We start from the raw sequence: 25,640 nt of genomic DNA, 5'->3' as shown, positions 1-25,640 counted from the left end.
CTAGAATAATTTAAATGTTAAATTGTCAGAGAAGTAGAGGAAATTAGTGATACAACCTTGGTTGATAGAAGATAGGATTTAGTTCTTGAAATTACTCTCCGATGGGCTAAAGAGTCAAAGAAAATAGATTAATCTCAAATTATAATTATTTTAATAATATTAATCTAAGTCTCTAGAAGAAGCTGAAATCAAGGGTGTGCGTTAGCAGATATGTAGCTTTTAACCTTGATGAAGATAAACATTAATGCACAACAAGCCAAGAGCAAAATGAAACACTATGATATTAGAAATATTAGTGGGTTTTGTCCAAAACTAAGTGGTCAATTCTACTTATAGCCAAATATTTTTACAATGTGTAAATATTTAATGTATATGAATTATGTAAATTGTAAGAAGCATATATAATATTAATATAGGTAGATAAAGTACTTTTATAGCCAGATAAAGTTTTAAAATAAAATGAAGTTTACCAAGAAACTTAGCAATTATAGAGGGAGGGTTTAGAGTATGATGAATATTATAAAACATATAAGAACTTGTATACATAAAAGGACAGTTATAAAATATTTGATATTAGCTGTTATTGCAGGTAGTATAACAGTAGTTGTGAGTAATAGGATAAATGCAGAAGAAATCATAGAATCTTATAAAACTTCTAGTTTGGAAGTATGTAACAATAGTATAAGAATAAATAATTTAATATTTACAGTTAACAATGTAAGTGAAAGTAAGAGTAATCAATATAAAACAGCTTCAGAAGGAAATAAGCTAGTTTGTGTAAATTTAAAAGTCACGAATGATAGTACTACACAGGAGCAATTAACATCTATAATGATGTTTAAACTATATGATAAGAATGGGAATATATATAATATTGTTTTGCCAGAAGGACCAGATAGTATTAATGGTTTACTTTCGTCAGATGAAAGTAAGGAAGGAACAGTTTGGTTTGAGGTTCCAAAAGGAATTAATAGTTTTGATTTATATATTAGACCTTCAATGATGAGTCAGGAAACAGGAATACTAGACATTGAAATAGGAGAACCTTATTATACGAACAATAATGAAATAGTCAGCAATTCTAATGAGAATGAAGAACATATTATAAAAGAAAGTGACTTGGATCCCAAAGGTAATATAACTAATATAACAATAGATAGTCTAGTTTTTAATATAAAAGAAGTATTAGTGTCTGAACGAAATAAATTTGGAGCTGCAGGTGAAGGAAATTATTTTTTAGATATTAACTTGTCTGTAAGAAATGATGGTTCAAAAGAAGAACAAATAACTTCACATATGATATTTAAGTTAGTTGATATGGACAATCAGGTTTACAATATAGTGCTCCCAGAGGAGAACGGTATAAATGGTATCTTAAAACCTCAAAAAGAAATAAGTGGAAAAATTTCATTTAGAGTAAAAGAGGAGAAGCGAAAGTTCAAATTAGAAATAAAACCGTGGGTAATGAAAGAACTCAAAGAATATGTAAATATAGACGTTTAATATTAAACTATAATGAAGACTTATAGTTGATTTTAAGGTTTTTAGTTGTAAAAACGCTAAGAGTATAAGTTAAAATATAGGATTTTTTGGTATTAAAAAGTGTAAATGTAACCTTTTAAAATGGTGAAACATTTGCACTTGTTTCATTTTATAATATTGGATTTATGCCAATAGTTTGGTCAAAAAGTAACCTAATTGACATCTTAAGACAAAAACTTAGTTTTTTCATAAGGTTTTGGCATCATTCCCATTCAGACATTAATTTATTTAAGTTTTCACTGAAGTGCTGAATTTAAAGTAAGCTATACATATTGCCTTTGTGATGTGGCATTCTAGCATTTATTTAACAATTAAATGAACTAAAACCAGGAGTAAAACCTATCCTAAATATAAGTATTGAATGAGATGATTTCATTAGTTCAGTATGTTCAGGTAAAACTCTTGATGAGCTAAGCTGCTAATGGATTATTTAAAGCAGCAATATTGACATAGGTTTATGCGGTATAAAATTTCTAATAATTTTGTTACTATAATTATTAAAATATATGAGCTGCATTTGTATGGTTTGCAGCTCATTTTTTAAAATCTTAGAAGTATCTTGGTTGTATAATACCGCAAGCTAGTTTTTTTCCTGAATTTCCTGCTGGCTGAGAGCGATAATCATCTGGGTTTTGATGTATTATTATGGATTTTCCGATTACATCCCAAGGTTTAAACCTATTAGTGAAAAATTTCATCTCTGCATAACCATCATTAGAAAACAACACTGGAAAGTCACCGGCATGATTCCCATGTGGTAGTGTAAACACATTGGAAAACAGAAAAACTATAGACAAAATAGAAGATATAGTTAGCAACAATACTATAACAACAACCCATAAGATAGATAATAATAGAAAATCAAAGGACAAGCTATTAAAAAAATGATACTTAAATTAGGACAAACACTTTTATATGCTTGTCCTAATTTTTTTGAAAAATAATATAGGGAGAGATGTTGATGCAATCTAAAATAATAGCAATTGTTAACCAAAAAGGTGGAGTAGGTAAAACAACCACAGCTTTAAATCTTGGCTATGCTTTATCACAGATAGGTAAAAAAGTACTATTGATAGATTTTGACCCACAAGGAAGTTTAACAGTTGCATTAGGATATAAGACAGATAATAAACCAGGTATTCAAACACTTATGACAGATGCAATAGAAGAAAGAGAAACAGAAGAAAAATGTATTCTAGAAATTAAAAAAAACTTAAATCTAATACCTGCAAATCTACAATTAGCAGGTATTGAAATGACTTTAGTAAATGTCATGTGTAAAGAACAGATATTAAAATCGGTTATAGAGCCTATAAGAAGAGATTTCGATTATATACTGATAGACTGTTCACCATCGTTAGGGACATTAACAATTAATGCTTTGACAGCTTGTGACAGCATAATTATACCTGTTACTCCAGAATTCTTATCAGCTAAGGGGTTAGGAGATTTGACATCTACAATAAAGAAGACAAAGAAAAGAATAAATCCAAGAATCAAGGTAGAAGGCATTTTAATAACCATGCTAAATGAAAGGACTAATTTATCTAAAGAAATGCTTAGAGCAGTAAATGAAAGTGCAGTGTATATTAAAGATAAATTTGATTTAGATATGAAAATATTTAATAATAAAATACCTGCTTCTGTTAGAGCTGGAGAAGCAATTAAAAATAGAAAAAGCATTATAGAATATGATCCTAAAAACAAGGTATCTAAAGCTTACCAGTGTTTTGCTAAGGAGCTGATTGCTAATGATTGAGAAAAGAAAAATTATAAATATAAACGATTTATTTTCTGATGAAGAAGATATATTAGAAAGCTCAGACTCAGGAATAAAAGAAATAGATTTATCCCAACTTGTACCTTTTAAAAATCATCCTTTTAAGTTATATGAGGGTGAAAGATTAAATGATATGGTAGAAAGCATAAAAGAACATGGAATCATATTGCCATTAATAGTCAGACCTACAGACAACGGTAAATATGAAATACTTTCAGGTCATAATAGGGCTAATGCTGCAACAATAGCAGGATTAGAAAGAGTGCCAGCAGTGATTAAGGAAAGCTTAACTGATGAAGAAGCTATGTTAATAGTTACAGAGACTAATCTAATACAACGGTCGTTTTCAGAGCTAAGCCATTCGGAGAAAGCAAGAATATTAACAGAAAGATATAATGCTATTAAAGAACAAGGTAAAAGAATAGATCTTATAAATGAAATAGAAAGGCTTTCAAACCCTTATGATTTACAGGAAAACTTAACTTCTGGACAAGTTGACCAGAAGTTAGAGAGTAGAGAAAAAATAGGTAATCAATATGATTTATCTGGAAAAACTATTTCAAGGTATCTAAGGATAGATAGTTTGATTGAACCATTAAAATATAGATTAGACTCAGAAGAGATCCCCTTTATTGCAGCAGTAGATTTATCATTTCTTAAAGAAGATGAACAAGAAAGTGTTGAAGGGATATTGAAAGAGAAAAAATTTAAGGTAGATATAAAAAAAGCTGCTGCTTTAAAGAAATTTTCTCAGCATAGAAGTCTCACAGAAGAAAAAGCTTTTGATATTTTATCTGGGAAGTATTTTGATAATCCTAGCAAGAAACCTAAAAGCATTAAGGTAAAGCCCAAAATTATTAGCAAATATTTTTCAGAAGACCAAAATCAAAAAGATATTGAAATGATAATTGAAAAAGCATTAGAATTATATTTCTCTCAAAATCAAGAAATTGAAAATGAAGATGATTAGAGATGGAATAAATATATATGTTGTCCTCTTTTTTCAAAATATAATATAATGGAGGTGGAATATGAACTGGGGGGATATTTTAATGGAGACAGTAATAGCTTCGTTAATAACAGGTATATTTGGTGTTATTGTAGTCCTAATTACTAATGTGTTCACCAATAGAAGAGGATATGATAAAATTGATAGTAAAATTGGTACAATGAACAATACTACTTTAAGTGGACAGCATGAAGATATAAATGAAAATATTAAACAATCAGAGGCTAATATTAAAGGTAATATAATAGAAAAAACTTCAAGTATTTATTCTAGAGTAGACAATATAAATAATTTAATGATTAAAAGTGAAGGAAGATATGAGAACTTAAATTTAGATCAAAGAGAAATCAGAAACAATGTAAGCAAACTTGTATCAGATTGGGAGAAACTAATAATAGAGAACAATAATTTAAGAATGGAAAACCATAAATTGCGTGATAAAATTTATGTGCTTCAAGATCGACTCAATCAAGAGGAAGACTGGGAAAGAGAAAGGTGATATTCTATGTTTGGTAAGATTGAAGAGTTAAAATCAAAATTAAATGAGTACAGACCATTAACGAGTGAAGAAGTCCGCAGATTAAGAGAAGAGTTTTTAATTAATTTTACTTATAATTCTAATGCTATAGAAGGAAACACGCTCACACTACAAGAAACAGCTTTAATATTAAAAGAAGGAATAACAATAGATGAAAAACCACTAAAAGACCATTTAGAAGCTGTTGGACATAAAGATGCTTTTTACTATGTAGAGGAACTAGTTAGAGATAAAATGGATATATCAGAAAAAGTGATAAAAGATATCCATACACTAGTACTGATGGATAAACCACAGAATAGAGGAATATATAGACGTATACCAGTTACTATTTTAGGAGCAGTACATGAACCACCACAGCCATATCTTGTACCAGTATTAATGGAGCAATTAATCAATGAATATAATAATGAAATGAAAGATTTACATACAATAGAGAAAGTAGCTTTATTCCATTTAAAGTTTGAAAGAATACACCCTTTTATTGATGGGAATGGAAGGACAGGAAGATTACTTTTAAATTTAGAATTAATGAAAGAGGGTTATCCACCAATTAATATTAAATTTAAAGACAGAAGAAGATACTATGACTGTTTTTCTGATTATCATCTTAAAAATGGTGATTCAAGTATGTTAGTTAGTATGGTAGCAAAATATGTTGAAGAAGAGTTGGAGAAGTATATTTCAGTTTTAGAAATAGCAAATAATTATGATAATGAGTGGGAACTAGAAAAATAAAAATTTTAATCAAAGAGTAGATAGCAAATAAACTATCTGCTTTTTTATTTATAATTAAAAATTCTAAATGGAGGGATTCAAGTGAATAATCTATTGAAAAAAGGAGATGTTGTAAAAACATCGCTCTCTGGTTCTACTGTAGTTTTAAAAGTCGAAAAAGATGATGCCCTGTTATTTGACGGAAGACAATTCATAGTAGCACAAGGAGTGAAGAAAGAAAATGATAGGGTATTTTGGAATCAAGGAAATTATTATGATGAGCTAGATGATGTATTCAAAAAAAGAGCAGATAGATTAGAAGAATATAAAAATCAAATAGAAGATGATTGGGAGCAAGAAAGATAAAGGGGGATAAAAAATATGAGAAAAATGATTGGTTTGAAAGCTAATGCAAGATTGGAGAACATGTATGTACAAATATCTGCAAAAGAAGCTATAGAGAGGATAATGGATATATTAGGACATGGAGAGATATATGGAGAAAAACCTTTTGTATCCAATGGAGCTATTTATGTACATGAGGACTATACTGGAAGAGGAGAACATTATCGTACAAGACTTGTTACCAGAGATAAAGATAAAGTAGAAGAATTAAAGGCTTTATTGCTTATTAAGGATAGAATAGAGTCTATAGAGAAATTAGAAGAAATTACAAATAAGCGAGAGCCAATCTATGATAGTGAACAAATAGAACAGATTCATCTGGGATTAAAAAATAAAATAGATATAGATAAATATGCCAATCCTAAATTTAATTTTAACCAAATGAGAGAAATACGTGTTGGATTAGAAAATGGAGTGGATGTATCTCCATATATCACTCCAGAATTTAATTATATGCAAATTAGAGTAATTGCAAAGGGATTAGAAAAAAATGTAGATGTATCTTCATATGCAAAACTAAAAAATGATTGGAAGACAATGGAGTCAATACTTAATAAATTAGAAGACAATTTAGAGGACGAAGACGATTTGGAACTAGAGCCATAGTTAAAAGCATAAAGAAAAACTTAACAATTCATTTTTTCAATAACCCCCTATTAGAGTAGGTAAGTATTTTTCTTGCCTGCTCTTTCATATATATAAATTAAAATAAACATGGAGGGAAGACAAATGGGATTCTTAAGTAGTAAGCATGCTCTAAAATTTAGAGAATTGATTAAAGAAGACAATACTCATTCAAAGGACAGTGAGAGACAAGCATTATTTTATATTATAGGTGGAAATGATGATTTATTTAAAAAAAGGCACTTTATATATAATTTTAAAGATAATAGTATAAATCCTGAATGTTTAACTAATGGAGAAGTAGATTTTTCAACAAGCTCTAAGGCATTAATACGTTTAGGGTTTAATCTATATAATAATTACAAGGATGATTACATATCACCTATGAATATCTTTTATAGCTTAGATGAGAATAATTATAACTTAGCAGTCAATGCAATTGATGTTAGATTTGGTAGGGATATTGAAAAAGAAATAAGTATTGAAGATGAAATAGAAGAGGAGCTGGAACTTTAGCTTCTTTTTATATTTTAAGGAGGTATGATTATGGTATATGAAAAACGTAGATTTACTGATGAACAGATTCAAATTGCCAATAGTGTTAATATACTTGAATATGCAAAACAGTATTTTGATGTAAAAAGGGTAGGAACCAATTCATATAAGATAGAAGGTTATGGAGGCCTTTATATAGATCCCATTAATAACATGTGGAATTGCTTTTCTCAGGGTAAAGGTGGGGGTCCAATACAATTTATAATGTTTACTGAAAACAAGTCCTGGGTTGAATCGGTTAAGCAGCTTCTGGGACTTACTATTAGTAATAATGTGGGAAATTATAAAAAAGACATAAGACAAAGTGAAGAAAATATAAAAGGAGAATTAATTCTCCCTGAGAAAAACAATACATATAAACATATAATAGCTTACCTCATAAAAACAAGGAAAATTGATAAGAACATAGTGTATAAATTTATAAAAGATAAAAAGCTATATGAAGATAAAAATAAAAATTGTGTATTTGTTGGATATGATAAAGAAGGCAATGCTAGATATGCAAGTATAAGAGGTACTAATACAAATATAGACAAGTTTAGAGGAGAGGTTAAAAATTCAAATAAAGCCTACTCCTTTAATTTATTTAATAAAGATAGTGACACTGTATATGTTTTTGAATCTCCAATTGAATTAATGAGCTACATGAGTCTAAAAAATGAATTTAATCATAATGCCGTTTCACTAGGTGGGATTTATGATATGGCATTGAATCAATTTTTAAAGGAGAATGAAAATATAAAATCAATACATCTTTGTTTAAACAATGATGATGCTGGTAAAACAGGGACAAATCTCATAGTAGAAAAATATAAGAAAGACTACAATATTGTAGTAGAATACCCCTCACTGAAAGATTTCAATAAAGATTTGATGATTTTAAGAAATTTTACTAGAGGAAATAGTTATGAAGAAGCAACTGAAGAAGAATTAGAAATTTAATTATATAAAGCAACTATAAAGAATTGGAGTGAAATGATAATGAAACAAGAGAAGGAAAAGACAAATGATACTGTGATTATCTTTATTGATACAGAAACAATTTCAGAAGAAGAAATGATAGAAAATGGTGAAATTAAAATATGAATAAAAAAACGAAGGAATATCGTCAAAAGCTAGCAGATACATTTGTTAAATCTTTAAAGGAAAATCGTTTAGATTGGAAAAAAGAATGGAAAGGACAATCCATGATTCCTATCAATGGAACCAATAATAAAAGATACAAGGGTATTAACAGGTTTTGGTTAGGATTTGTTTCATTAGAAAAAGGCTATACTGACCCTAGATGGTGTACATTTAACCAAATTAGAAATAAAGGATGGAGATTAAATAAGGGAGCCAAAGGAGAACAAGTAGAGTATTGGATGCCATATGATTTCGTAAAGAAAAAAGTAATTACATGGGCAGAATTCAATGTAGTGAAAGACAATCCCGAAAAGATAAAAAATATAAATTTTATCGCAAAATATTATGTGGTATTTAATGCAAAAGATATTGTAGGGATACCACCATTACCACCAATAAAAATTAACAATATCCATCCTGATGAAATTATTAAAAGATTGTCCAATAATATGGGAGTGGAGATTCTTAATGATGGGAATGATAAGGCTTTTTATCGCCCCAGTGAAGATAAGATACATTTACCAAAGCCAGAATATTTTACAACTGATTATGCATATAATTCCACAGCTTTGCATGAACTAGCCCATTCTACAGGTGCGAAACATCGTTTGAATCGTAATATAAATAATATATTTGGTTCAAGTGATTATGCTTATGAAGAATTAATTGCAGAAGTTACTTCATGTTTTATGAGTGTAAATTTAAGGACTGAGCAAACTGAGGAACACATCAATAACCATAAGGCATATGTTCAAAGTTGGATTCAGGCAATCAGTGAAAAGCCCGAGACATTAATCAAAGCTATAAGAGAAGCAGAGAAGATCGCAAATTATATGGAATACAAAGCAGAGCTAATTAATGAAAAAGATTTCTTAGCAACCCAAAATGAAAGCATGGAAGTGAAAGAAGTTAGGGTAATTGAATATGAAGAAGATAAGTACATTTTAGAGAATGAAGAGGAGCTGGAAATATAGCTTTTCTTTTTTCTCATAAATTTAGTTAATTATTTAGCACTGGGGGTAAAAAAATGGTCAATATTACAGCTATTATTTCCTTTTTCAATAACCCAATGACAAAAAAGAATAAATTCAGTTAGGGATGTATTTATAGTAGGCAAGTTTCCCACTTGTCGGACTTTCGCCAACAAGTAGACATGCAATGGGGAAATTTATCTCCCCATTGCCCATAAATACTCGGGAAGTATCCCGAACCCTCTAAAAGGATACTGAAAAAGAAAAACTTCAGGAGGTATAATTTTGAAGATATTATTTGCTCTTAACCAAGATTTAGACAATAAGTTAGAAACGAAAATTCTATCTGAATTCAAAAGAATTCAAGGATATAATTTTGAATTTGATAAAGCTATAAATATGAGACAAGTCAGAGAAAAAATAAGTCAAGATTTTGATTTACTGATTTTAAATGAAGAATTAAATATTAATAACCCAGTTAAAATAAGTGAAATTGTAGATATAAGAAATTTATCCCAGGAAATGAGAATAATATTAATAGTAAACAGTGAAAATAAGGACGAAACTTTTATAGAAATAATGCATAGCTTAGGAATCTATGATTTATTACTTACCGAGGATATATCTATGGATAATTTACTAAATTTAATTATAGATTTACGAACTGAAACAGGAAATACAAAATACACTATGGAGTCAAAACAGGTTATATACGATGATAAGTTAAATGTTATGGAAGAAAAAATAATGAAAAATTTTATAATTGGGATAGGTGGAGCTGGTTCAGGCTCTGGGGTTACACATACAGCTATTGCAATTGCTTCTTTTATAAAGAAAATGGGGTGCAAAGTGGCGATAATTGAATTTAATAGTAGACCAAGACTTAAAAATCTACTAATTTATGCAGACAGTAGAAATGATGGGTTCTTTACTATAAATGGTATTGATGTTTTTTATCAAACTAATAGCAAGCAAGAGCTAGAAAAATATAATAATTGTCTCTTTCAATCAAAAGCTAGCAATTATAAGTACATTATAATAGATTTTGGAGCATTAAAAAAAGTAAATGATAAAGGCATAATTGAGCCTACACTTAGCTATAGTGAAATGTATAGAACAGACCATCAGATTCTATGTCTAAATGGTTCGCAATGGGGATGGGCAGACATCAATTTTTATCGATGTGATGTTTTAGCAGAAGTAGAACCATATATTGGTTCTTGGGTTGTTTCAGTTAATTTGGCAACTGCACTTGGATTTAAAGAGATTAAGAAGGAAGTTCAAAATACCACGGTATTAAGAAACATTAAGAGAGCACCGGTATTTATAAATCCTTTCAACATAGATGAAGAGATATCTAGGTATTTAGCAGATATTTTGAAGAATGTTGTTTCAATTAATTCCTTAAAGAAGGGAAATAAATTTGTTAGCTCACTTACTCGTAAAGGTGAAGATATATTAAAGGTTTTAACTAACTAAACTAAATTGTTGACTAAATTGAGGATTAGTATGATTAGAGTTAACAAGTTTGGGATTATCAAATAAAGATAAAAACTATATTCAAACTAGACTTATTAGAATAACAGATGTAAAGGAAGAAATTTGCTTGTGTCAAATATAGAATTAGGCATAACTTTTGATAGATAATTAATCTAATGATTAAAGAATATAAGGAGGCTCTATTGATGAAAAAAATCTCAATTAAAAAAACTGGTTTTCTTTTCATTTTTACAGCAGTTATTTGTAGTTTACTGGCTGTTTTTTTTGCGTATTTTTCAATCAATAAAATTACAGAAAAAGTACCAATGCTAGTTGCAAATACAAATATTGTAGCTGGGGATCCGCTTCTTAAAGAGAATTTTCAGGTAGTAAATATACCCGTATCTGCAAGACCAAAAGATGCAATATTGCCAACACATGAGCTTAGCGGATTAGTGGCTCTTAAAGATATGTCTAAGAATGATATTTTAAGATATGAAAATGTAGTAAATTTAGAGCAAAAGGAACTACCTGTGTTATCGACTAGGTTAAGAGCTGTTGCAGATAGTTTAACTAAAAGTGAAACATTAGATTCTGAAGAAGTGATGAATTTAAGAGCAGCTGAAATACCAATTGATTCTATTATTGGTATGATAAGTGGAATGAAAGAAGGAGACAAGATTGCTGTAACATCTGTTTATATTGAGGAAACAGATGCAAAAGAAAAAATTAGAAGAACTGAGACAATATTTGACTTTATACATGTCCTTGGTATTAAGCTACCAAGTGATAATAATAAAGGTAATGTTGTTATTGCTTTGACTCAAAAACAATTTGAAGCCCTAGCTTTGGCAAGAGAAAAAGGTAAGTTTTATATTGCCTTAATGCCATTTGGATTAAATAAACCAGAAGGGCATCCTGAAATATTAAGCGATTTATATATACAGATGTTAGATAACCCTGAAAATCTTCCAGTAGCAGAATATGAGTTCTCACCTGATGAAGAATTCGGAAGTTAATGAAAGGAGAATAGGTTGTGTATAAAAGTTCTAATACGGTAAACATAATTGTTGCTGATTATGACAATATGAGGCTTATGGATACCTTCTCTAAATTGCAAAATAGTAATCCTCTAGTTAGAGTTGTAGCTATTTGTCAAAATGGCCAGGATTTAATAAATAGAGCTTCAACTATGCGAGACGTAGATGCTATACTAATGGATTTTAACCTAATCGATTTGACTGCTATAGAAGTTGCTAAGGAATTAAAAGATTCTTCACCTACAACTGAAATTTTTTGCATTTCTGATTCTATGTCTGCGGAATTTATTTTTAGTGCTAAAAGTAAGGGAGTTGCAGAAATTTTTAAAAGAGAAGGTATTGTATATAGAGAGGTTGCAGATAAGATAGTTGATTCTATAATAGCTAAAAGACTTGAGTATGAAAAATTAGCTAATGAGCATGGTGCAATAGAAAAAGGAACTAGAAATACTAAAATAGTTAAGGAATATATAACTAAAACAATTTCACAGTCAGTTATTCTTACATATAACATGAAAGGTGGTGTTGGTAAGAGTACTGTTGCAGCTAATTTAGCAGTTGCTATAAAGTTATCACCTTATTATTCAGGTAAAAGAGTAGTTCTTGTTGACTTTGATTGTGGAGGAGCAAATGTAAGCACAATATGTAATATTCCTGATATAGACACTGTTAGTAGAAACCTTGCAGCATGGGAAAATATAGACCTTAATGAAACAAGTCCAGAGGAAGTGGATAGTTTACTTATTCCTGGACCACATGGAATAATGGTTGCTGCTGCTCCAATAAATATGGGTATAGCGGCTAAAATTGGCTATGATATAGCTGATAATATTTTAAAGATACTCAAGAAATATTTTGATGTAATTATTATTGATGGTGCTCCTAATCTAAGTCCTGTAATGGATGCTGCTCTTGAACAGGCTACAAAAATACTTTTGATTGCAAATCCTGAAGGACAAGCAGTTAAGCAATTAGGCAGAATAGTACATACCCTAAACGATATAACCGCTAATGGAGAAAGAGATCTGATACATATAATTAATAAGATGTTTGTGGTACTTAATTATGCTCAAAAACCTAGCGAATGGGATCTTAAACCTAATGAAGTTGCAAGAACTATAGGTAGACCTTTGCTTAGAGAAATACCTAATGATGATGTTGTTAAAAAGGCTTTACATGGTAATTCTGCTAAACAAGCAGTTGAGCTTGAGCCTGAAAGTGAGTTTGCAATTGCTATTAAAAAATTAGCGAATGACCTTTGTGGAGCTTATCCTGAAGGTGTAAAACAAGAAGACGTTAAAAAAAGTAAGAAGAAAGTAAAGGAAAACTCAGATAAAAAGAAGCTATTTGGTTTATTCGGTTAGGAGGGAAGGAAACTATGCTTTTCAGAAATTCAAATAATGAAAGTAATTCTAAAGGGATTTTGAGTCAGTCCGAAGTTGAGAGAAGTGATACTGAAAATAGGCAATATAAAAGAATTATTGATTACATTCCAGCTACAGATGAAATAAAAGAATTAACTAAAGAAGAATACCAGGAATTAAAGAAAATTGCCCAGACAGATGTAATGGATAAAGTAGATGCTAAGCTGTTAGGAAAATATCGTGATAAAGAAGCTAAAGAAGCTATTAAAAGACAAGTTATACAGACTATACAAAGATTACATCCTAGTATTCCATATAAGAATGTTGTTTTAATTGCTGAACAAATGTCTACAGAAATATCTGGTTATGGGCCATTAGATAAATATTTAAATGATTCAGATGTAACTGAAATTTTGGTAGAGAGATTTGATAAGGTTGTTATAGAAAAAGATGGCATACTCTATGAAACAGGGGATTCTTTTGGTACAGAAGAAGATTTAAGATTAGTTGTTGAAAGAATTATAATGCCATTAGGTAGAAGACTTAATTGGGCAAGTCCAACAGTAGATGCTAGACTTCCTGACGGTTCTAGGGTATGTGCTGTTATACCTCCTATAGCTGTTGATGGTACTCAAATAGCTATTAGAAAGTTCAAGCCTGATTTAAGTATTGATAAATTAATAGAATACGGTTCTCTTAATGAAAGGATTAAAGAAGCTCTTATAAAATGCGTTAAAGGTAGATTAAGTATCATGGTAAGTGGCGGTACAGGTAGTGGTAAATCTACTTTTTTAAATGCCTTATCTAGTTTTATTAATCCTAATTTATCTATTATAACTATAGAAAACCCCATAGAATTACAATTTAATCATCCTCGTGTTAGAAGATGGGAGGCTAGGCCAGCTAACATTGAAGGAACTGGAGAGGTAAGTATAAGACACTTAGTTATAACTGCTCTTCGTTCAAGACCTGATATTATAATTATCAGTGAGGTTAGAGGGGCTGAAGCTTATGACTTAATGCAAGCATTAAATACAGGGCATGATGGTTCTATGTCAACACTACACGCTAATAGTCCAGAAGAAGCAGGTAAAAGGTTAGTATCAATGGTTGCATCTGCTAGAGAGCTAACTTCTGATTTAGTACCTTCTTATGTAGCAGGCGGTATCGATATTATAGTTCAACTTTCACGTATGGCTGATGGTTCAAGAAAATTAGTTGCTATACATGAAGTTATGGGAGAAAAGAATGGGAATATTATTACCAAACCTCTAGTTGAATATAAAGTTCATAGTTATGATGGCAAAGTAGTTAAGGGTGATTGGATTGCTGTTAATGAAAATTTTAGTAGAGTTGAAAAGCTTAGAGAAAAAGGCATTGAGTGGAATGGCTGGTTATAGATTGTTTGATAAATAGTAGGAGGGCAAGATATGCCAAGCTTAATTACTTTTTTAACTGTTCTAAATTAGAAAGGAGTTGATAGTATTTTGAATAATTCAGCATTAATTGTTTCTTTACTTGCAGGTATAACAGTATTATGTGTTTTCATGGGAATTTCGTACCTGAAAAAGAAAGAAATAAAGACTAGTAAATTTGTTCCTTTCTATGATTATACAGAAGAAGAGAAACATAAAAGATATGAAGAAATACTTCAGAAAAGCAAGGTTCCTATTAAAATTGCTTTAACATTAATAGTTTTAGGTGGTATTGTAATAGGGATAATAACTTATATTGTTGTTGGCGTATTATGGATCGCTCTTTTATCTTTCTTAGGTGGTTTTTTAATACCGAGTTGGTGGTACAAATGGCATATAGAGTCTAATAAAAAAGTTATGCTTAAACAGATGGAACAAGCAAGCGAAGTAATAGCAGCCGTTATAAAAACAGGAAGCAGTTTACCAGAAGCCTTTGAAAGAGCAGCTAGAGAAATTAAAGAACCTCTTCGTTCTGAATTAGTAAGAACTGCTACTCAAATGCGAATAGGAGTACCCACTTCTCATGCTTTTTTAGAGTTTTCACAAAGAGTTGATATACCTGAAATGACAGCTGTTAGTATAGCTATAGATTTACAGGAAACAGGAATGGCAATAAATATACCCAATTTATTTAGTCGACTTCAATCAGATATTCGTCATAAGGTACAATTTAAAAGGAGCGTTGAAGCCATTACTTCTGAGATTAGATTGGCTGGAATAATAGTATCTATTGTTCCTTTTGTTACAATAACTATCATGAGATTTGCCGCACCTGAGTTTGTAGGACCTTTGTTTGATAATGCTATAGGCCTTACTATATTTGGATTATGCGTTGGATTGATACTCTTTGGTGTTAAATGGATGTTTAGTATTGCGAAGTTGGAGGATGTTTAACAATGATATACTATCCAATAATATTATGGTTGGTTTTTTTAGGAGTTTTTTCTGCATTTATGGGATTTAACCTTATAACTATGAAACAGAAGTCTATAGTATATAAAATGCTTTTTGAAAGAAAAAGTATATATGAGTTTGCACAAAAGATTGGACCAACAATATCTACCTATATTCCTGCTGGTAAGCAAATAGACCTTTCTAATAAACTTATGTACGCTGATTATCCTTTAGGGCTTACCGCAGAAAGTTTTTTAGGATTACAAGCTATTTTGGTTTTACTTGGTATTATATTAGGATTAGTGTTAACAAGTATAGGATTTCCTTTTTTCGTTACTTTTATATTAATAGCAATAGCGTATCTTTTACCTCATGGGCTACTAAATGAAAGAGTAGAAAAAAGACAAACATCAATAAAAAAAGACTTACCTTCTATGGTGGGACTTCTTGCTACTTCTGTTAGAGCAGGAGTTGAACTTGGAACAGCTTTTGAAATTATTAGTATTCATACTCCTAATGTGTTAGGTGAAGAACTCAGAAAAGCAATGAAAGAGGTTGCAACAGGCACACAAAGATCAAAGGCTTTTAAAAATATGAGCGAGAGAACAGGGGTAGACATTTTAAGTAGATTTATAGATACAATTAATACTGCTGAAGAAAGGGGTGGTATGAATATAAGTGATGTACTGGAAGATTTTACAGAAGATATGCGTATCATGAGAAAGCTAGACATGGAGGAAAAAGCCAAGAAATTACCTACTAAAATGTTACTTCCTATTTTTTCTTGTGTCTTTATTCCGATGTTAGCCATTCTTTTGACACCAGCAGTATTTACATTATTAAGAGTAATGTAATAAAGAGAAAGGGGTGATATGAATATAAGTGATGTACTGGAAGATTTCACAGAAGATATGCGTATCATGAGAAAGCTAGACATGGAGGAAAAAGCCAAGAAATTACCTACTAAAATGTTACTTCCTATTTTTTCTTGTGTCTTTATTCCGATGTTAGCCATTCTTTTGACACCAGCAGTATTTACATTATTAAGAGTAATGTAATAAAGAGAAAGGGGATGAATAATCAGAAACATAAAAGAATTGTATGAGATTGCAGACATCATTAATTAAATTATATCGAGGAGGAAGTTAAATGAAAGAGTTGTTTAAAAACATTAAAAAGTTTCATGATAATGAGGATGGTGATATAGTACAAACTGGTATCACTATCGGTATATTTGCTATAATCGCTGTTGGTGCTTTAACGTTCTTGGGGCCAAAAATTAGAGTTATGTTCAATAGAACAGGAGAATCATTAGACGAAGGTGCGAGTTATCAATACTAAAAACAGTCCTTGTAATAATTATTAACAAGAAATCCCCCATATTATTTGGGGGATGACTTGTCAATAATTTGATGTTTTTTAAGTAAATCCTCTATGGCTTCATCTAGTAACTTAGATATCGGAATTCTTGATTGCTCAGATAGTTTTTTTAGATTTTCAAACAAGTTTTTATCAACCGCTGAACCCATACGAACTCTGTTTTTAAGACTCATATTATCACTCCTTTGTTATATTATATTATAAAGCAATTATAAGGTTATTGCAAGTGGTGCTACTTTATGGTATAATATAGTAAAGAATATGCTAAAGGAGGAGTACAAAATGAAGAAAACAATTAGTATGATATTAATATTAGTTATTGTATTATCAAGTTTCTCGGCTTTCTCAGCTAGTTTTGCTAAAGCACCAACTTTTAGTGAAACAATAGAAAGTACACTTAATCGGATATTAAATAATAGCAAGGACAATATAAAGGCATTAACAGAAATGCTAGCAGACCTTATAAAACATACTGTATCTAGGTTTTCAGATATAAAATCTACCGATTGGTACATAAACACAGTTTCAAAACTTGTAGGCTTAGGTGGCATTGATGGCTACCCTGATGGTACATTTAAACCTAATGGTTCTATTACAAGGGCAGAATTTACTAAAATACTGGTTTCATCATTAGGATTTAATAATCCAACTAAAACAGGTAATCATTGGGCAAGTGGATACATCACTAAAGCAGAAGAAATAAAACTTATAGAAAAAGGCGAACTAAAAAATATTGATAGTGCTATATCTAGAAATGAAATGGCTAAAATGTGTGCGAACGCCCTTGATTATCTTAAAGAAAGTCATGTAGATAATAGAGAAGATTATAAGTATCAGATAAAGGATTTTGATAAGATACCTAAAGAATATCAAGATTATGTGCTTAAAGCATACACAAAAGGCATTATATCAGGATATACTGATGGGACATTTAAAGGTAATCAAGGTTTGACTAGAGCAGAGGCAAGTACTGTTGTTATAAGAGTATTAGATGCAGATGAAAGAAAAACACCTGAAAAGCCTAATAACACAAAAATTACAGAGCTAACGGATGAAGATATTAAGAGATTGCAAAGTTATCCTCTAAACCCTATGGTTTATTCTAACTATGCAGAAGCTTTAAAATTATATACTGATTTCGATAAGTTTTATGAAACTAAAAGAGAAAGTGCAGAGAATATCTATGAAAGACAATTATGGACTCCAATAAATTATCCTCCTAAAGAACTTAAAGGGATAGAGAAAAATATTAAATGGTTTTCTTCTCCTAAGTTAATATATTATGCTAATGGAGATTATGGTATTAGAGGAGTTGTTCAGAAAACTGAAAATGGTAAGGTTTATGAGGCTGATTTTGAGATAATGATTTCAAATACAACTAAAGGGACACGACTTGCAGATGAAGGTTGGGGCAAGGAGCTTTCAGGTAGGCTTTCAGAATGGAAAGAAGTTAAGTAAAAAGACTAATTTATTTAGTCTTTTTTTAATTACTTTATTATAGAGGAGGTTATATTTTGAATAGAAAAATAAAGGTAAGTTTAAGTATTGTTTTAGTTATATTGGTTGTTTTTATATGTTCGTTTTTTATTTTCAATAAAAATAAAGATGATGCTATTTTAATAGCAGATAATGCATATGGAGAAGAATTACAAGAAGAACAGAAAAAGATACCCAAAGATAATAAATCAGAAAAAGATAATAACGAGATAGTTTCCATAGAAGAAAAAGAGAAAGAAATAGAATCTAAAAAGCCTAAAAATAAAATAGCAGTAAGACCACTAAAGGATGCAAGTTCAGGAAAGGAATATTATGAATTAGAGGATGCACCAGTACAGTATGTAATAGATGGTGTGAGTTTTAAATTAAAAGATAATCCTGAAAAAGTCAAACAAACAAAAGAATTATCTGATGAAGATATTAAAAGGATACAAGATTATGGCTATGATTGGTATACAGGATATTTAGAAGATGTACCTCCAAGATACAAATATGGTGAATTCTATGAAAAAGAACCAGAGGAAGTTGAATGGGCAATTAAGACTCTTCATCCTCAAAGATTGAATATATATAGAAATGCGATAGTAGGGTGGGAAACAGATGTTAATTTGGTATACAAAATGATTAGAGGTGATTATGTAGTTAGTGGAGTATTGCAATTAGCTTATGTCAGAGAAGATAATCCTTTTGGTTTAGAGCCTAAGAAGGGTTATGAAAGAGATGCTGAATTTAGATATGCCAATACAACTAAAGGATTATTTTTACAACAAGTAATATATCTTTCTGATTGGAGGGAGATAAACAATGAATAGAGCTAGGAGGTTTATTAGTGTAGTAATAGTTCTAACTATATTGTCTCAGATTAGTACTGTTTTTGCAGCAGTATCGGTTATAAAGACAGAAAATCCTTTCCCTGAACCTGTAAAAATTGATACAGATGAAAATGGAGTATTAAATCAACTTTCTTATATTTCTACCTCTACTGGTGCAACATCAGGTATAAGATATAGGTTTACAGAAGGAAAAATAAATATAGGTGGATTTGAGTATAAAATATCTTTTACAGATATAATTGGTGGTGCTAAGCCGCCTTCTGGTGTAACAGAATATTATGCAATAACTATAACTAAAGATGATATATTAGAAGGAATTGAAAAGCAATATGGAAGAAAGCTAAATGAAAGTGAAATTAAAGCTTTTGAAGAAGGCTTAAAAAATCCTGACAGAATATCCTATAGTGCAACTATAGAGATATATAATGCTAATACTGGTAAAGTTTTAGATGTGATAGATAAGTTTGAAGATATAGATAAGATTGCGGGTAAACATGGTTTTGCAAAAAAACATATGGATGATATGAAAACTAGATTTAATGAACAACCTCTAGAATATGAAGAAACAAGACCTACAAGTTCAGGAGTACGACCTACATTTATTAGAAGCAAATCTAAAGATGATTGAGCAATATGTGATTAGTCTATGTAATTTAAGGACTAACTTCTTTGTAAAGAAGGTGGAAAAATGTTAAAAAGATTAATAAAAGATGAAAAAGGTTCTGTATTACCAATGATAGCAATACTTACTTTATTGATAATTTTAATTGGATATATGAATTATGCTCTTGTAGTAGCATATAGTGATAAGGTAGCTGTAAGAAATGCTTTAGATGCTGGACTTACTGCATCTTTAGCAAGTTCAGTAAAGGAAATGAAAAGAGGAATAAAGCAAGATGAAACACTTATAGAAATAAATCGTAATTGGTGGATGAATTGTATAGAAACAATAGTTGATGAAAGAGATGAAGAAGGTAATATTATAAGTTCTCATACAGAGGATAGAAGTAAATATGTAACTAGCTTAAAGGCGTGGACCAATACAGAAAGTAATATAAAAAATTATATTTATTTAAATCAGAGCAAAGCAAAAATTATTTTTGATGACTATCTTAAGGAAAACCTAGAACTCAATGGATTAGATGGAAAAGTAAATATAGTTTCTACTAGTTATACAGTAAGATATGATGAAAAAAGAAAATATAAAGTAACTAAAAATATTTGGCTTGATAGACCAGATGTAATAGGAAGAGAACCTAGTGGAAATTGTGATAGTGGAGTACCTTATGAAACTTCACACTATATTAGGGGCGGTAAAAAACTATTAAACAATCCTTCATGGAATGAATATAACAATGAAGCTTGGTGGATGGTTGAATTTAGAGGAGCATTGCCAACAGAACTTTCAGAAGTAGAGAATTGGACATATGATACATACGAAACAAGAGAAGTATATTTTCCTAGATGGGTTGAAGTTACTGCAACAGTAACAGTAGAAGTACCATTTATATTTGGTAATATATTTGGAAAAGACTCTTATACTAGAACCTTTCAAGCTGTAGCAGTTAAGGAACTAGTAGAAGTTATTGAGTAAAGGAGAAATGCTATGTTCAAAAAACTCTTTAAAGATAAAAAAGGTAGTGCAGTTGTTGAAGTTGCACTTACAATACCTATTTTCCTACTATTAGTATTTGGCTATATTTTCTTTATGCATGGTATAGAAGAAAAATTAATAATGAGGGTAGCAGCTAGAGAAGGTGCAAGAGTATACGCAAACCCAATAGTAGGTGAAGATATGAGAGTATTAGCTATAGCTAAGGCAGAAGAAGAGTTAGCTAATAACAATGTAAGTGCAACTATAGAGGCATATGCAGATGGGGATATGAGAATTGTAAAGATTGAAAAACCATATTCAACAAGATTTCCTATGAAAAATTTTACACTTAAAGCAGGTGCGGCTTTTCATATAGAGCCGTATAATCGTTAAGTTAAATGATAGGAGTTGAAATGATGTTAAAAAAGCTGTTTAAAGATGAAGAAGGTAACGCTTTAATTCAAACTGCTACAATGCTACCCATAATAATGGGCTTGTTTATAGGATTAGTTTTTTTTACAAATGCAGCTAGGTACAAAATTGTAATGAATATGGCCGCAAAAGAAGCTGCTAGAGAGTACCAGGTATCTATGGGAGATACTTCTGAAGCTATTAATAAAGCACATGAAGAATTAGCTTTAGGAGAGGTGGTTGGTGCAAGTGTTTCTATATCATTAGAAGAGGGTAGTGTTGAAATAATAAAGCCTTATGGTTTTTATATACCTGTTGGTGGCAAACATTTATTAAACTTAAAAGCCAAGTATAAGTTTAAAGAGGAGTTGAAAGAAAGATATTACGGTACAAATTGGTAGTTATAGTAAGTAAAAAAATAGAAAAGAAAAGAGAAGTTTTCGTGAACAGATTATAGAAAAAATTCAAGTAAGGAGGTAGAGAAGTATATGCACTTATTGCTACCAATACCATTTAGTATTATAGCTTGTTATACAGATATTAAAACAGGAAAGATAAAAAACTATATTACGTATCCCTTGATTTTGCTGGGGATATTTTTTAATTGCCTTAATAATGATTTTCAAGGATTTACAAGATCTTTACTAGGAATTTTTGCTGTTTTTCTTGTAACATCATTAATACCAGTGTTTAAATTAGGTGGTGGTGATTTAAAACTTGCTATGGGCTATGCTGCATTTCTTAATTATGAAAAGATGTTGACTTTCTTTTTTTTCTTTATTTTATTTACTGTAATAGGTAATATTGTCTGCTTTATTTGCAAGGAAGGGTTTAGGTCTTTTCTATCTGAATTAAAGCAAGAAGTTAAGACTTTGGGACTATATAAAACGCAATTTAATAAAATAGTTGGAGCCCCCTTTTTACTAGGGGCTTATATTATAACTATTTTAATGTGCTTATTATGAAGGCGGTGTTACAGTGGGGTTCGTACATAGATTTTTTTTGTATAATGTGATTTCAATTTTAACAACTATCAGTATTTTTATGGTTATGTCTCATGCAAATGAAGGAAATATAATTGGTAATTATATGAGTGCCTTTCCTTTTTCAATAACTGTATTTGTTGTTTTTTATACAATTGTATTTGAATCTCTATTTTTTAGAAAAAAAGCATAGGTGGTGATCTTTTGGAAAATGTATTTTTGATTATATTTATTTTGACTCTAATAGTTATAGGAATAGTTGATTTCAGGATTTATATTATACCTAATAAATTGATTTTCCCAATGCTTTTTGTTGGCGTTATATATCAAGTATTGTTTGGCAATATAAAGGAAATGCTATTAGGTTTTATAGTAAGTTTTAGTATAGGCTTTATTGCGTGGTCTCTAGGTGGTATGGGGGGTGGAGATGTAAAGCTTATGGCAACAATAGGATTATGGCTAGGTTTTGAGTCCTTTGTAGTAATTACAATTATTGCTTCATGTTTTGGTCTTATTTGGGCAGCAGTAGATTTTATTAGACAAAAGAGACTTAAAGAAAAAGCAAAACATATTCTAGGGCAATTAAATATGCTAAAGTATGTTGGTTTTAAAGCCTTAGATGTAAAAAATAAAGATATGAAAAAACCTATACCATATGGTGCATGTTTAGCACTAAGTACTTTAATTAGTTTATTTATATTTTAACTTTAAGTCTTTCGTTAAAATGATGGATAGGTTACAATAAACTAGACAACTATTTTAAGGTCATGTAAACTAATTACAATATATAAAAAGGAGAATTGTTTACCATTCAATATTGTGGTTGTTAATAAACAGGTATGATAAATGATAGGAGGGTAAGATATGGTAAGTATAGTTCCTTTAATAATAGCTCCAGTACTATCAACTATAATAGCTTTTATGTTTTTGAGTGATAACAAAGTTTTAAATGTAATTGCTGTAAGTCTTATGTTATTAATCGGAACATTGTATGTGATTTTATTAGCTATTGATTGTTATAAAGAAAAAATAGCCCCACGAATCAGTAGAAAAAACTGATATATTACAGCAAAAATAATCAATATATGATGTTAGTATATAGCTATGGACACTAAATAAGGTTTTATATATACTATGTGAATCCGAATTAAACGAGATAATTCTATTTTAGGACATACAAAAGAAAAGATCATTAATGATCTCTATTATGAAATTATAAAACAGGCTGAAATAGAGGATCATTCTAAAAGACATATACTAGGTCAAATATATAAGTTTGAGGATATACATGATTTGGTGGAGACATTTTTAGAAGAGTAAAATTAGGGGAGAATTGTTATGTGTTTTTGGAGGAGATGAATGGCTTGCTATTAAAAAGTTTAAGGATGGAAAGATAAAGCTCTTTGATAGTATATATGATTAGAGAAGGTAAAGCATGGACAGGGAAGGATATTATAGATGTAATAATAGATTTAGATAAAGCGAATATCGAAAAAGAACTAGAGGAAGCATGGCATATCGAGCAAGAGGTAGAACAGAAGGAAGTGTATGAGTTAGAGTTATAAATTTTAATTAGTTTATAAATATGAAAGGGGATGTTCACAATAAAACGTTTTAAATATTTACCATATGTATTAATAGGCATACTAGGACTTATTATTGCTGGTGTGTCTTTTTATTTTCTAAATAATAAGTATCAAGAACCCGTAGAAGTGAAAGATATCATAATAACTGCTAAAGAAATACCATTATATGAAACAATTAGAAGTCAAGATTTAAAGGTTTTACAAGTACCTGTTACTACGAATACAGATAATTATATAGTTGATTTAGCAGATGTTTTAGGCAAAATATCTAAAACACCTTTATCTGCTAATGAACCAATACTTAAAGATAATTTGCTAGATAAAGAAGAAATTGAAGATATATCTTTTGTCACAATTAATACTTTATATGCAAAAACAGGCGGAGCAAAGCCAGGAGATATTGTTGATATATATAAGGTAGATTTAGAAAAAGGTGATTGGGTTGAAGGGAATCAAGTATCTTTAGTTGCTGAAAATGTTGTAGTTATCTCTTTATCTACTGCTAATGGTAAGGATGTAGGTGAAGGATCTCGTATGCCGTTTCTGCTTGAATAGAAACAGTAAAACTAGGGGTAAGAAGAGATGAAGTAGACAGTTTAGTACCTGCTTCAGTTGAAATAGATAATGGATATGTATTAGTTGTAAAACAATCATATCAGGCAGTTGAAGAAGAAAGAGATCAATACATTAATGATTTATTAAATGAGGAAGCTGAAACTATAGAGGAAGCTGAAACTATAGAGGATGGTGAAAAAATAGATGATGAAAATCTTCAGGAAGAAGGAGAAGGAACAGAAATCAATTCTCCAGACGAAGGAAATAACTAAACCTGTTAAGGAAATGACCTTTGAGGAAGTTCTAAGTTTCATGCAAGAAGAAATGATGAAAAACTCTAAAATCAATAATGAAGAAATTTCTTATGATGCAAAGCAACGTACACTATCACTTGCAATGTCAAGGAATAGAGAGGCTATTAATAAGGCTAGATACTATATCCTAGAAACTTTAAAAGAAAATAATATTAAAGTTCCTGGGTTTACCTTAGAAGATTTAGCATATAAAATCTTTGCTAAGAATTGGGGATTAGATGGACTTGAAGAATATGCAGTTGACAATGTAACTGATGAGATAAGGGTAAATGGAGCAGGAAAAGATAAAATTCGTATTATAAGAAATGGAGTGCCTGAAAAAATTGATTTTGAGTTTAATAGTGATGACGAAATAATAACTTTAATAAAAAGAATGATTGTAGAGGATATGGGTGCTAGTATTGATATGTCTAGTCCTAAGTTAGAGTCAGTATTATCTGATGGCTCAAGACTTACTGCTACATGTCCTCCAATTACAAAGCCCTGGACTTTTGTTTTAAGAAGGCCAGACTCATTTAAGCCTACGTTAGAAAATTATATAGAAAGAGAAACATTAAATTCAAAAGTATGGAAAGCAATTAGTATTTTAGCAAGAGGGAGAGCAAGTATGCTCATATCTGGAAATGTTGGTGCTGGTAAAACAACTTTCATGAGAAAAGTAGTTGGTGAACTGAATGAAAAACTTAGAATAGGAGTAATAGGAAAGGATTCAGAGGTATTATTACAATACCATTATCCAGATAGAGATATTATAGAATTAGGGGAACAAGGTCATTTGGGAATCCATATGAAGGATTTATTTGTTCTTATGTTAAGAGAATCTCCAGATGTTCTTATAATAGAGGAGTTTAGAGGGGCAGGAGAGGCTATAGAAGCAGTAAGAGCTTGTACAAGAGGACTTGATGGTTCTATGGCAACAGCACACTTTAACACAGCAGAGGAAGCAGTAGAAGGTACTGCTCTTTTTAT

31 protein-coding genes and 1 pseudogene are annotated in these 25,640 nt (G+C 30.3%); 30 read left to right on the top strand and 2 right to left on the bottom strand.

Annotated features, from left to right (window positions below; all coding sequences use genetic code 11):
- Window positions 1–507 precede the first annotated feature (507 nt).
- Window positions 508–1,503 (top strand): DUF4352 domain-containing protein, encoded by a 996-nt coding sequence (locus DW1_RS10505; protein ID WP_074350583.1) that lies wholly within the window; start codon window positions 508–510, stop codon window positions 1,501–1,503.
- 587 nt (window positions 1,504–2,090) lie between these two features.
- Here the strand turns inward: DW1_RS10505 and DW1_RS15310 are convergent.
- A pseudogene (locus DW1_RS15310) lies at window positions 2,091–2,300 on the bottom strand (superoxide dismutase family protein); the annotation flags it as partial.
- 203 nt (window positions 2,301–2,503) lie between these two features.
- Here DW1_RS15310 and DW1_RS10495 point away from each other — a divergent pair.
- From DW1_RS10495 to DW1_RS10415, 17 genes are all read left to right on the top strand, one after another.
- Window positions 2,504–3,301, top strand: coding sequence for a ParA family protein (locus DW1_RS10495; RefSeq protein WP_074350582.1), 798 nt, complete (start codon window positions 2,504–2,506; stop codon window positions 3,299–3,301).
- Complete coding sequence (locus tag DW1_RS10490; protein ID WP_074350581.1) at window positions 3,294–4,292, top strand: ParB/RepB/Spo0J family partition protein; 999 nt, start codon at window positions 3,294–3,296, stop codon at window positions 4,290–4,292. The genes DW1_RS10495 and DW1_RS10490 overlap by 8 nt, the downstream gene beginning before the upstream one ends.
- 82 nt (window positions 4,293–4,374) lie before the next feature.
- Window positions 4,375–4,830 (top strand): hypothetical protein, encoded by a 456-nt coding sequence (locus tag DW1_RS10485; RefSeq protein WP_143474407.1) that lies wholly within the window; start codon window positions 4,375–4,377, stop codon window positions 4,828–4,830.
- A gap of 6 nt (window positions 4,831–4,836) precedes the next feature.
- Window positions 4,837–5,607, top strand: a complete 771-nt coding sequence (locus tag DW1_RS10480; protein WP_074350579.1) for a Fic family protein — start codon at window positions 4,837–4,839, stop codon at window positions 5,605–5,607.
- Between the two features lie 81 nt (window positions 5,608–5,688).
- Entirely contained in the window at window positions 5,689–5,952 is a 264-nt protein-coding gene (locus DW1_RS10475; protein WP_074350578.1) for a hypothetical protein, read from the top strand.
- Window positions 5,953–5,967: 15 nt separating this feature from the next.
- Entirely contained in the window at window positions 5,968–6,597 is a 630-nt protein-coding gene (locus tag DW1_RS10470; protein WP_074350577.1) for a hypothetical protein, read from the top strand.
- Between the two features lie 123 nt (window positions 6,598–6,720).
- Entirely contained in the window at window positions 6,721–7,131 is a 411-nt protein-coding gene (locus tag DW1_RS10465) for a DUF6075 family protein (RefSeq protein WP_074350576.1), read from the top strand.
- Between the two features lie 30 nt (window positions 7,132–7,161).
- Window positions 7,162–8,112, top strand: a complete 951-nt coding sequence (locus tag DW1_RS10460) for a DUF3991 domain-containing protein (protein ID WP_074350575.1) — start codon at window positions 7,162–7,164, stop codon at window positions 8,110–8,112.
- A gap of 140 nt (window positions 8,113–8,252) precedes the next feature.
- Window positions 8,253–9,269, top strand: coding sequence for an ArdC family protein (locus DW1_RS10455; protein ID WP_074350574.1), 1,017 nt, complete (start codon window positions 8,253–8,255; stop codon window positions 9,267–9,269).
- A gap of 282 nt (window positions 9,270–9,551) precedes the next feature.
- Entirely contained in the window at window positions 9,552–10,745 is a 1,194-nt protein-coding gene (locus tag DW1_RS10450) for a hypothetical protein (protein ID WP_074350573.1), read from the top strand.
- A 206-nt stretch (window positions 10,746–10,951) separates the two neighbouring features.
- Entirely contained in the window at window positions 10,952–11,764 is an 813-nt protein-coding gene (locus tag DW1_RS10445) for a Flp pilus assembly protein CpaB (RefSeq protein WP_074350572.1), read from the top strand.
- A 17-nt stretch (window positions 11,765–11,781) separates the two neighbouring features.
- Entirely contained in the window at window positions 11,782–13,149 is a 1,368-nt protein-coding gene (locus DW1_RS10440) for an AAA family ATPase (RefSeq protein WP_074350571.1), read from the top strand.
- A 14-nt stretch (window positions 13,150–13,163) separates the two neighbouring features.
- The gene (locus tag DW1_RS10435) at window positions 13,164–14,549 is read left to right on the top strand and encodes a CpaF family protein (protein ID WP_083605636.1); all 1,386 of its coding nucleotides are present in this window, start codon (window positions 13,164–13,166) and stop codon (window positions 14,547–14,549) included.
- 87 nt (window positions 14,550–14,636) lie between these two features.
- Entirely contained in the window at window positions 14,637–15,518 is an 882-nt protein-coding gene (locus tag DW1_RS10430; protein ID WP_074350570.1) for a type II secretion system F family protein, read from the top strand.
- A 2-nt stretch (window positions 15,519–15,520) separates the two neighbouring features.
- On the top strand, window positions 15,521–16,372 hold the full coding sequence (locus DW1_RS10425) for a type II secretion system F family protein (RefSeq protein WP_074350569.1): 852 nt from the start codon (window positions 15,521–15,523) through the stop codon (window positions 16,370–16,372).
- Window positions 16,373–16,390: 18 nt separating this feature from the next.
- Window positions 16,391–16,576 (top strand): type II secretion system F family protein, encoded by a 186-nt coding sequence (locus DW1_RS10420; protein ID WP_074350568.1) that lies wholly within the window; start codon window positions 16,391–16,393, stop codon window positions 16,574–16,576.
- Window positions 16,577–16,667: 91 nt separating this feature from the next.
- Window positions 16,668–16,859: a hypothetical protein gene (locus DW1_RS10415; protein WP_074350567.1), complete on the top strand. Its 192-nt coding sequence runs from the start codon at window positions 16,668–16,670 to the stop codon at window positions 16,857–16,859.
- Between the two features lie 41 nt (window positions 16,860–16,900).
- Here DW1_RS10415 and DW1_RS10410 read toward each other — a convergent pair whose 3' ends face one another.
- Window positions 16,901–17,071, bottom strand: a complete 171-nt coding sequence (locus tag DW1_RS10410; RefSeq protein ID WP_074350566.1) for a ribbon-helix-helix domain-containing protein — start codon at window positions 17,069–17,071, stop codon at window positions 16,901–16,903.
- Between the two features lie 109 nt (window positions 17,072–17,180).
- On the opposite strand from DW1_RS10410, the gene DW1_RS10405 reads away from it, so the two are divergent.
- The 12 genes from DW1_RS10405 to DW1_RS10350 all read left to right on the top strand — a co-directional run.
- Entirely contained in the window at window positions 17,181–18,356 is a 1,176-nt protein-coding gene (locus DW1_RS10405; RefSeq protein WP_074350565.1) for an S-layer homology domain-containing protein, read from the top strand.
- Window positions 18,357–18,412: 56 nt separating this feature from the next.
- Window positions 18,413–19,207: a hypothetical protein gene (locus tag DW1_RS10400; protein WP_074350564.1), complete on the top strand. Its 795-nt coding sequence runs from the start codon at window positions 18,413–18,415 to the stop codon at window positions 19,205–19,207.
- Window positions 19,200–19,856, top strand: a complete 657-nt coding sequence (locus DW1_RS10395) for a hypothetical protein (protein ID WP_074350563.1) — start codon at window positions 19,200–19,202, stop codon at window positions 19,854–19,856. The genes DW1_RS10400 and DW1_RS10395 overlap by 8 nt, the downstream gene beginning before the upstream one ends.
- 60 nt (window positions 19,857–19,916) lie before the next feature.
- Window positions 19,917–20,822 carry a hypothetical protein gene (locus tag DW1_RS10390; protein WP_074350562.1) on the top strand — a complete coding sequence of 302 codons (906 nt, stop codon included), beginning with the start codon at window positions 19,917–19,919 and terminating at the stop codon, window positions 20,820–20,822.
- A gap of 12 nt (window positions 20,823–20,834) precedes the next feature.
- Window positions 20,835–21,215 carry a TadE/TadG family type IV pilus assembly protein gene (locus tag DW1_RS10385; RefSeq protein WP_074350561.1) on the top strand — a complete coding sequence of 127 codons (381 nt, stop codon included), beginning with the start codon at window positions 20,835–20,837 and terminating at the stop codon, window positions 21,213–21,215.
- A 23-nt stretch (window positions 21,216–21,238) separates the two neighbouring features.
- Complete coding sequence (locus tag DW1_RS10380) at window positions 21,239–21,634, top strand: TadE/TadG family type IV pilus assembly protein (protein ID WP_074350560.1); 396 nt, start codon at window positions 21,239–21,241, stop codon at window positions 21,632–21,634.
- Window positions 21,635–21,721: 87 nt separating this feature from the next.
- Window positions 21,722–22,198, top strand: coding sequence for a prepilin peptidase (locus tag DW1_RS10375; RefSeq protein WP_074350559.1), 477 nt, complete (start codon window positions 21,722–21,724; stop codon window positions 22,196–22,198).
- A gap of 222 nt (window positions 22,199–22,420) precedes the next feature.
- Entirely contained in the window at window positions 22,421–22,921 is a 501-nt protein-coding gene (locus DW1_RS10365) for an A24 family peptidase (RefSeq protein WP_074350557.1), read from the top strand.
- Window positions 22,922–23,080: 159 nt separating this feature from the next.
- Window positions 23,081–23,275 (top strand): hypothetical protein, encoded by a 195-nt coding sequence (locus DW1_RS10360; protein ID WP_074350556.1) that lies wholly within the window; start codon window positions 23,081–23,083, stop codon window positions 23,273–23,275.
- 356 nt (window positions 23,276–23,631) lie between these two features.
- A complete protein-coding gene (locus tag DW1_RS15570; protein WP_159433585.1) occupies window positions 23,632–23,781 on the top strand; it encodes a hypothetical protein in 150 nt (49 codons plus the stop codon).
- Between the two features lie 30 nt (window positions 23,782–23,811).
- Window positions 23,812–24,357: an SAF domain-containing protein gene (locus DW1_RS10355; RefSeq protein ID WP_074350555.1), complete on the top strand. Its 546-nt coding sequence runs from the start codon at window positions 23,812–23,814 to the stop codon at window positions 24,355–24,357.
- Window positions 24,358–24,561: 204 nt separating this feature from the next.
- On the top strand, window positions 24,562–25,640 hold a 1,079-nt coding region (locus DW1_RS10350; protein ID WP_074350554.1), incomplete at its 3' end, for an ATPase, T2SS/T4P/T4SS family.

Origin of the sequence: Proteiniborus sp. DW1, assembly GCF_900095305.1 — a bacterium.
GTDB lineage: Bacteria > Bacillota > Clostridia > Tissierellales > Proteiniboraceae > Proteiniborus.
The sequence above is the reverse complement of the archived record's forward strand: the minus strand, read 5'-3'. Positions and strand labels throughout refer to the sequence as shown.

Coding starts and splice junctions, on each gene's coding strand:
- DW1_RS10460 (WP_074350575.1), top strand. CDS start 7,162: ATGGTATATGAAAAACGTAGATTTACTGATGAACAGATTCAAATTGCC.
- DW1_RS10425 (WP_074350569.1), top strand. CDS start 15,521: ATGATATACTATCCAATAATATTATGGTTGGTTTTTTTAGGAGTTTTT.
- DW1_RS10480 (WP_074350579.1), top strand. CDS start 4,837: ATGTTTGGTAAGATTGAAGAGTTAAAATCAAAATTAAATGAGTACAGA.
- DW1_RS10420 (WP_074350568.1), top strand. CDS start 16,391: ATGAATATAAGTGATGTACTGGAAGATTTCACAGAAGATATGCGTATC.
- DW1_RS10485 (WP_143474407.1), top strand. CDS start 4,375: ATGGAGACAGTAATAGCTTCGTTAATAACAGGTATATTTGGTGTTATT.
- DW1_RS10355 (WP_074350555.1), top strand. CDS start 23,812: ATGTTCACAATAAAACGTTTTAAATATTTACCATATGTATTAATAGGC.
- DW1_RS10470 (WP_074350577.1), top strand. CDS start 5,968: ATGAGAAAAATGATTGGTTTGAAAGCTAATGCAAGATTGGAGAACATG.
- DW1_RS10360 (WP_074350556.1), top strand. CDS start 23,081: ATGGTAAGTATAGTTCCTTTAATAATAGCTCCAGTACTATCAACTATA.
- DW1_RS10395 (WP_074350563.1), top strand. CDS start 19,200: ATGAATAGAGCTAGGAGGTTTATTAGTGTAGTAATAGTTCTAACTATA.
- DW1_RS10465 (WP_074350576.1), top strand. CDS start 6,721: ATGGGATTCTTAAGTAGTAAGCATGCTCTAAAATTTAGAGAATTGATT.
- DW1_RS15570 (WP_159433585.1), top strand. CDS start 23,632: ATGATTAGAGAAGGTAAAGCATGGACAGGGAAGGATATTATAGATGTA.
- DW1_RS10435 (WP_083605636.1), top strand. CDS start 13,164: ATGCTTTTCAGAAATTCAAATAATGAAAGTAATTCTAAAGGGATTTTG.
- DW1_RS10505 (WP_074350583.1), top strand. CDS start 508: ATGATGAATATTATAAAACATATAAGAACTTGTATACATAAAAGGACA.
- DW1_RS10385 (WP_074350561.1), top strand. CDS start 20,835: ATGTTCAAAAAACTCTTTAAAGATAAAAAAGGTAGTGCAGTTGTTGAA.
- DW1_RS10410 (WP_074350566.1), bottom strand. CDS start 17,071: ATGAGTCTTAAAAACAGAGTTCGTATGGGTTCAGCGGTTGATAAAAAC.
- DW1_RS10495 (WP_074350582.1), top strand. CDS start 2,504: ATGCAATCTAAAATAATAGCAATTGTTAACCAAAAAGGTGGAGTAGGT.
- DW1_RS10490 (WP_074350581.1), top strand. CDS start 3,294: ATGATTGAGAAAAGAAAAATTATAAATATAAACGATTTATTTTCTGAT.
- DW1_RS10405 (WP_074350565.1), top strand. CDS start 17,181: ATGAAGAAAACAATTAGTATGATATTAATATTAGTTATTGTATTATCA.
- DW1_RS10455 (WP_074350574.1), top strand. CDS start 8,253: ATGAATAAAAAAACGAAGGAATATCGTCAAAAGCTAGCAGATACATTT.
- DW1_RS10380 (WP_074350560.1), top strand. CDS start 21,239: ATGTTAAAAAAGCTGTTTAAAGATGAAGAAGGTAACGCTTTAATTCAA.
- DW1_RS10390 (WP_074350562.1), top strand. CDS start 19,917: ATGTTAAAAAGATTAATAAAAGATGAAAAAGGTTCTGTATTACCAATG.
- DW1_RS10375 (WP_074350559.1), top strand. CDS start 21,722: ATGCACTTATTGCTACCAATACCATTTAGTATTATAGCTTGTTATACA.
- DW1_RS10415 (WP_074350567.1), top strand. CDS start 16,668: ATGAAAGAGTTGTTTAAAAACATTAAAAAGTTTCATGATAATGAGGAT.
- DW1_RS10445 (WP_074350572.1), top strand. CDS start 10,952: ATGAAAAAAATCTCAATTAAAAAAACTGGTTTTCTTTTCATTTTTACA.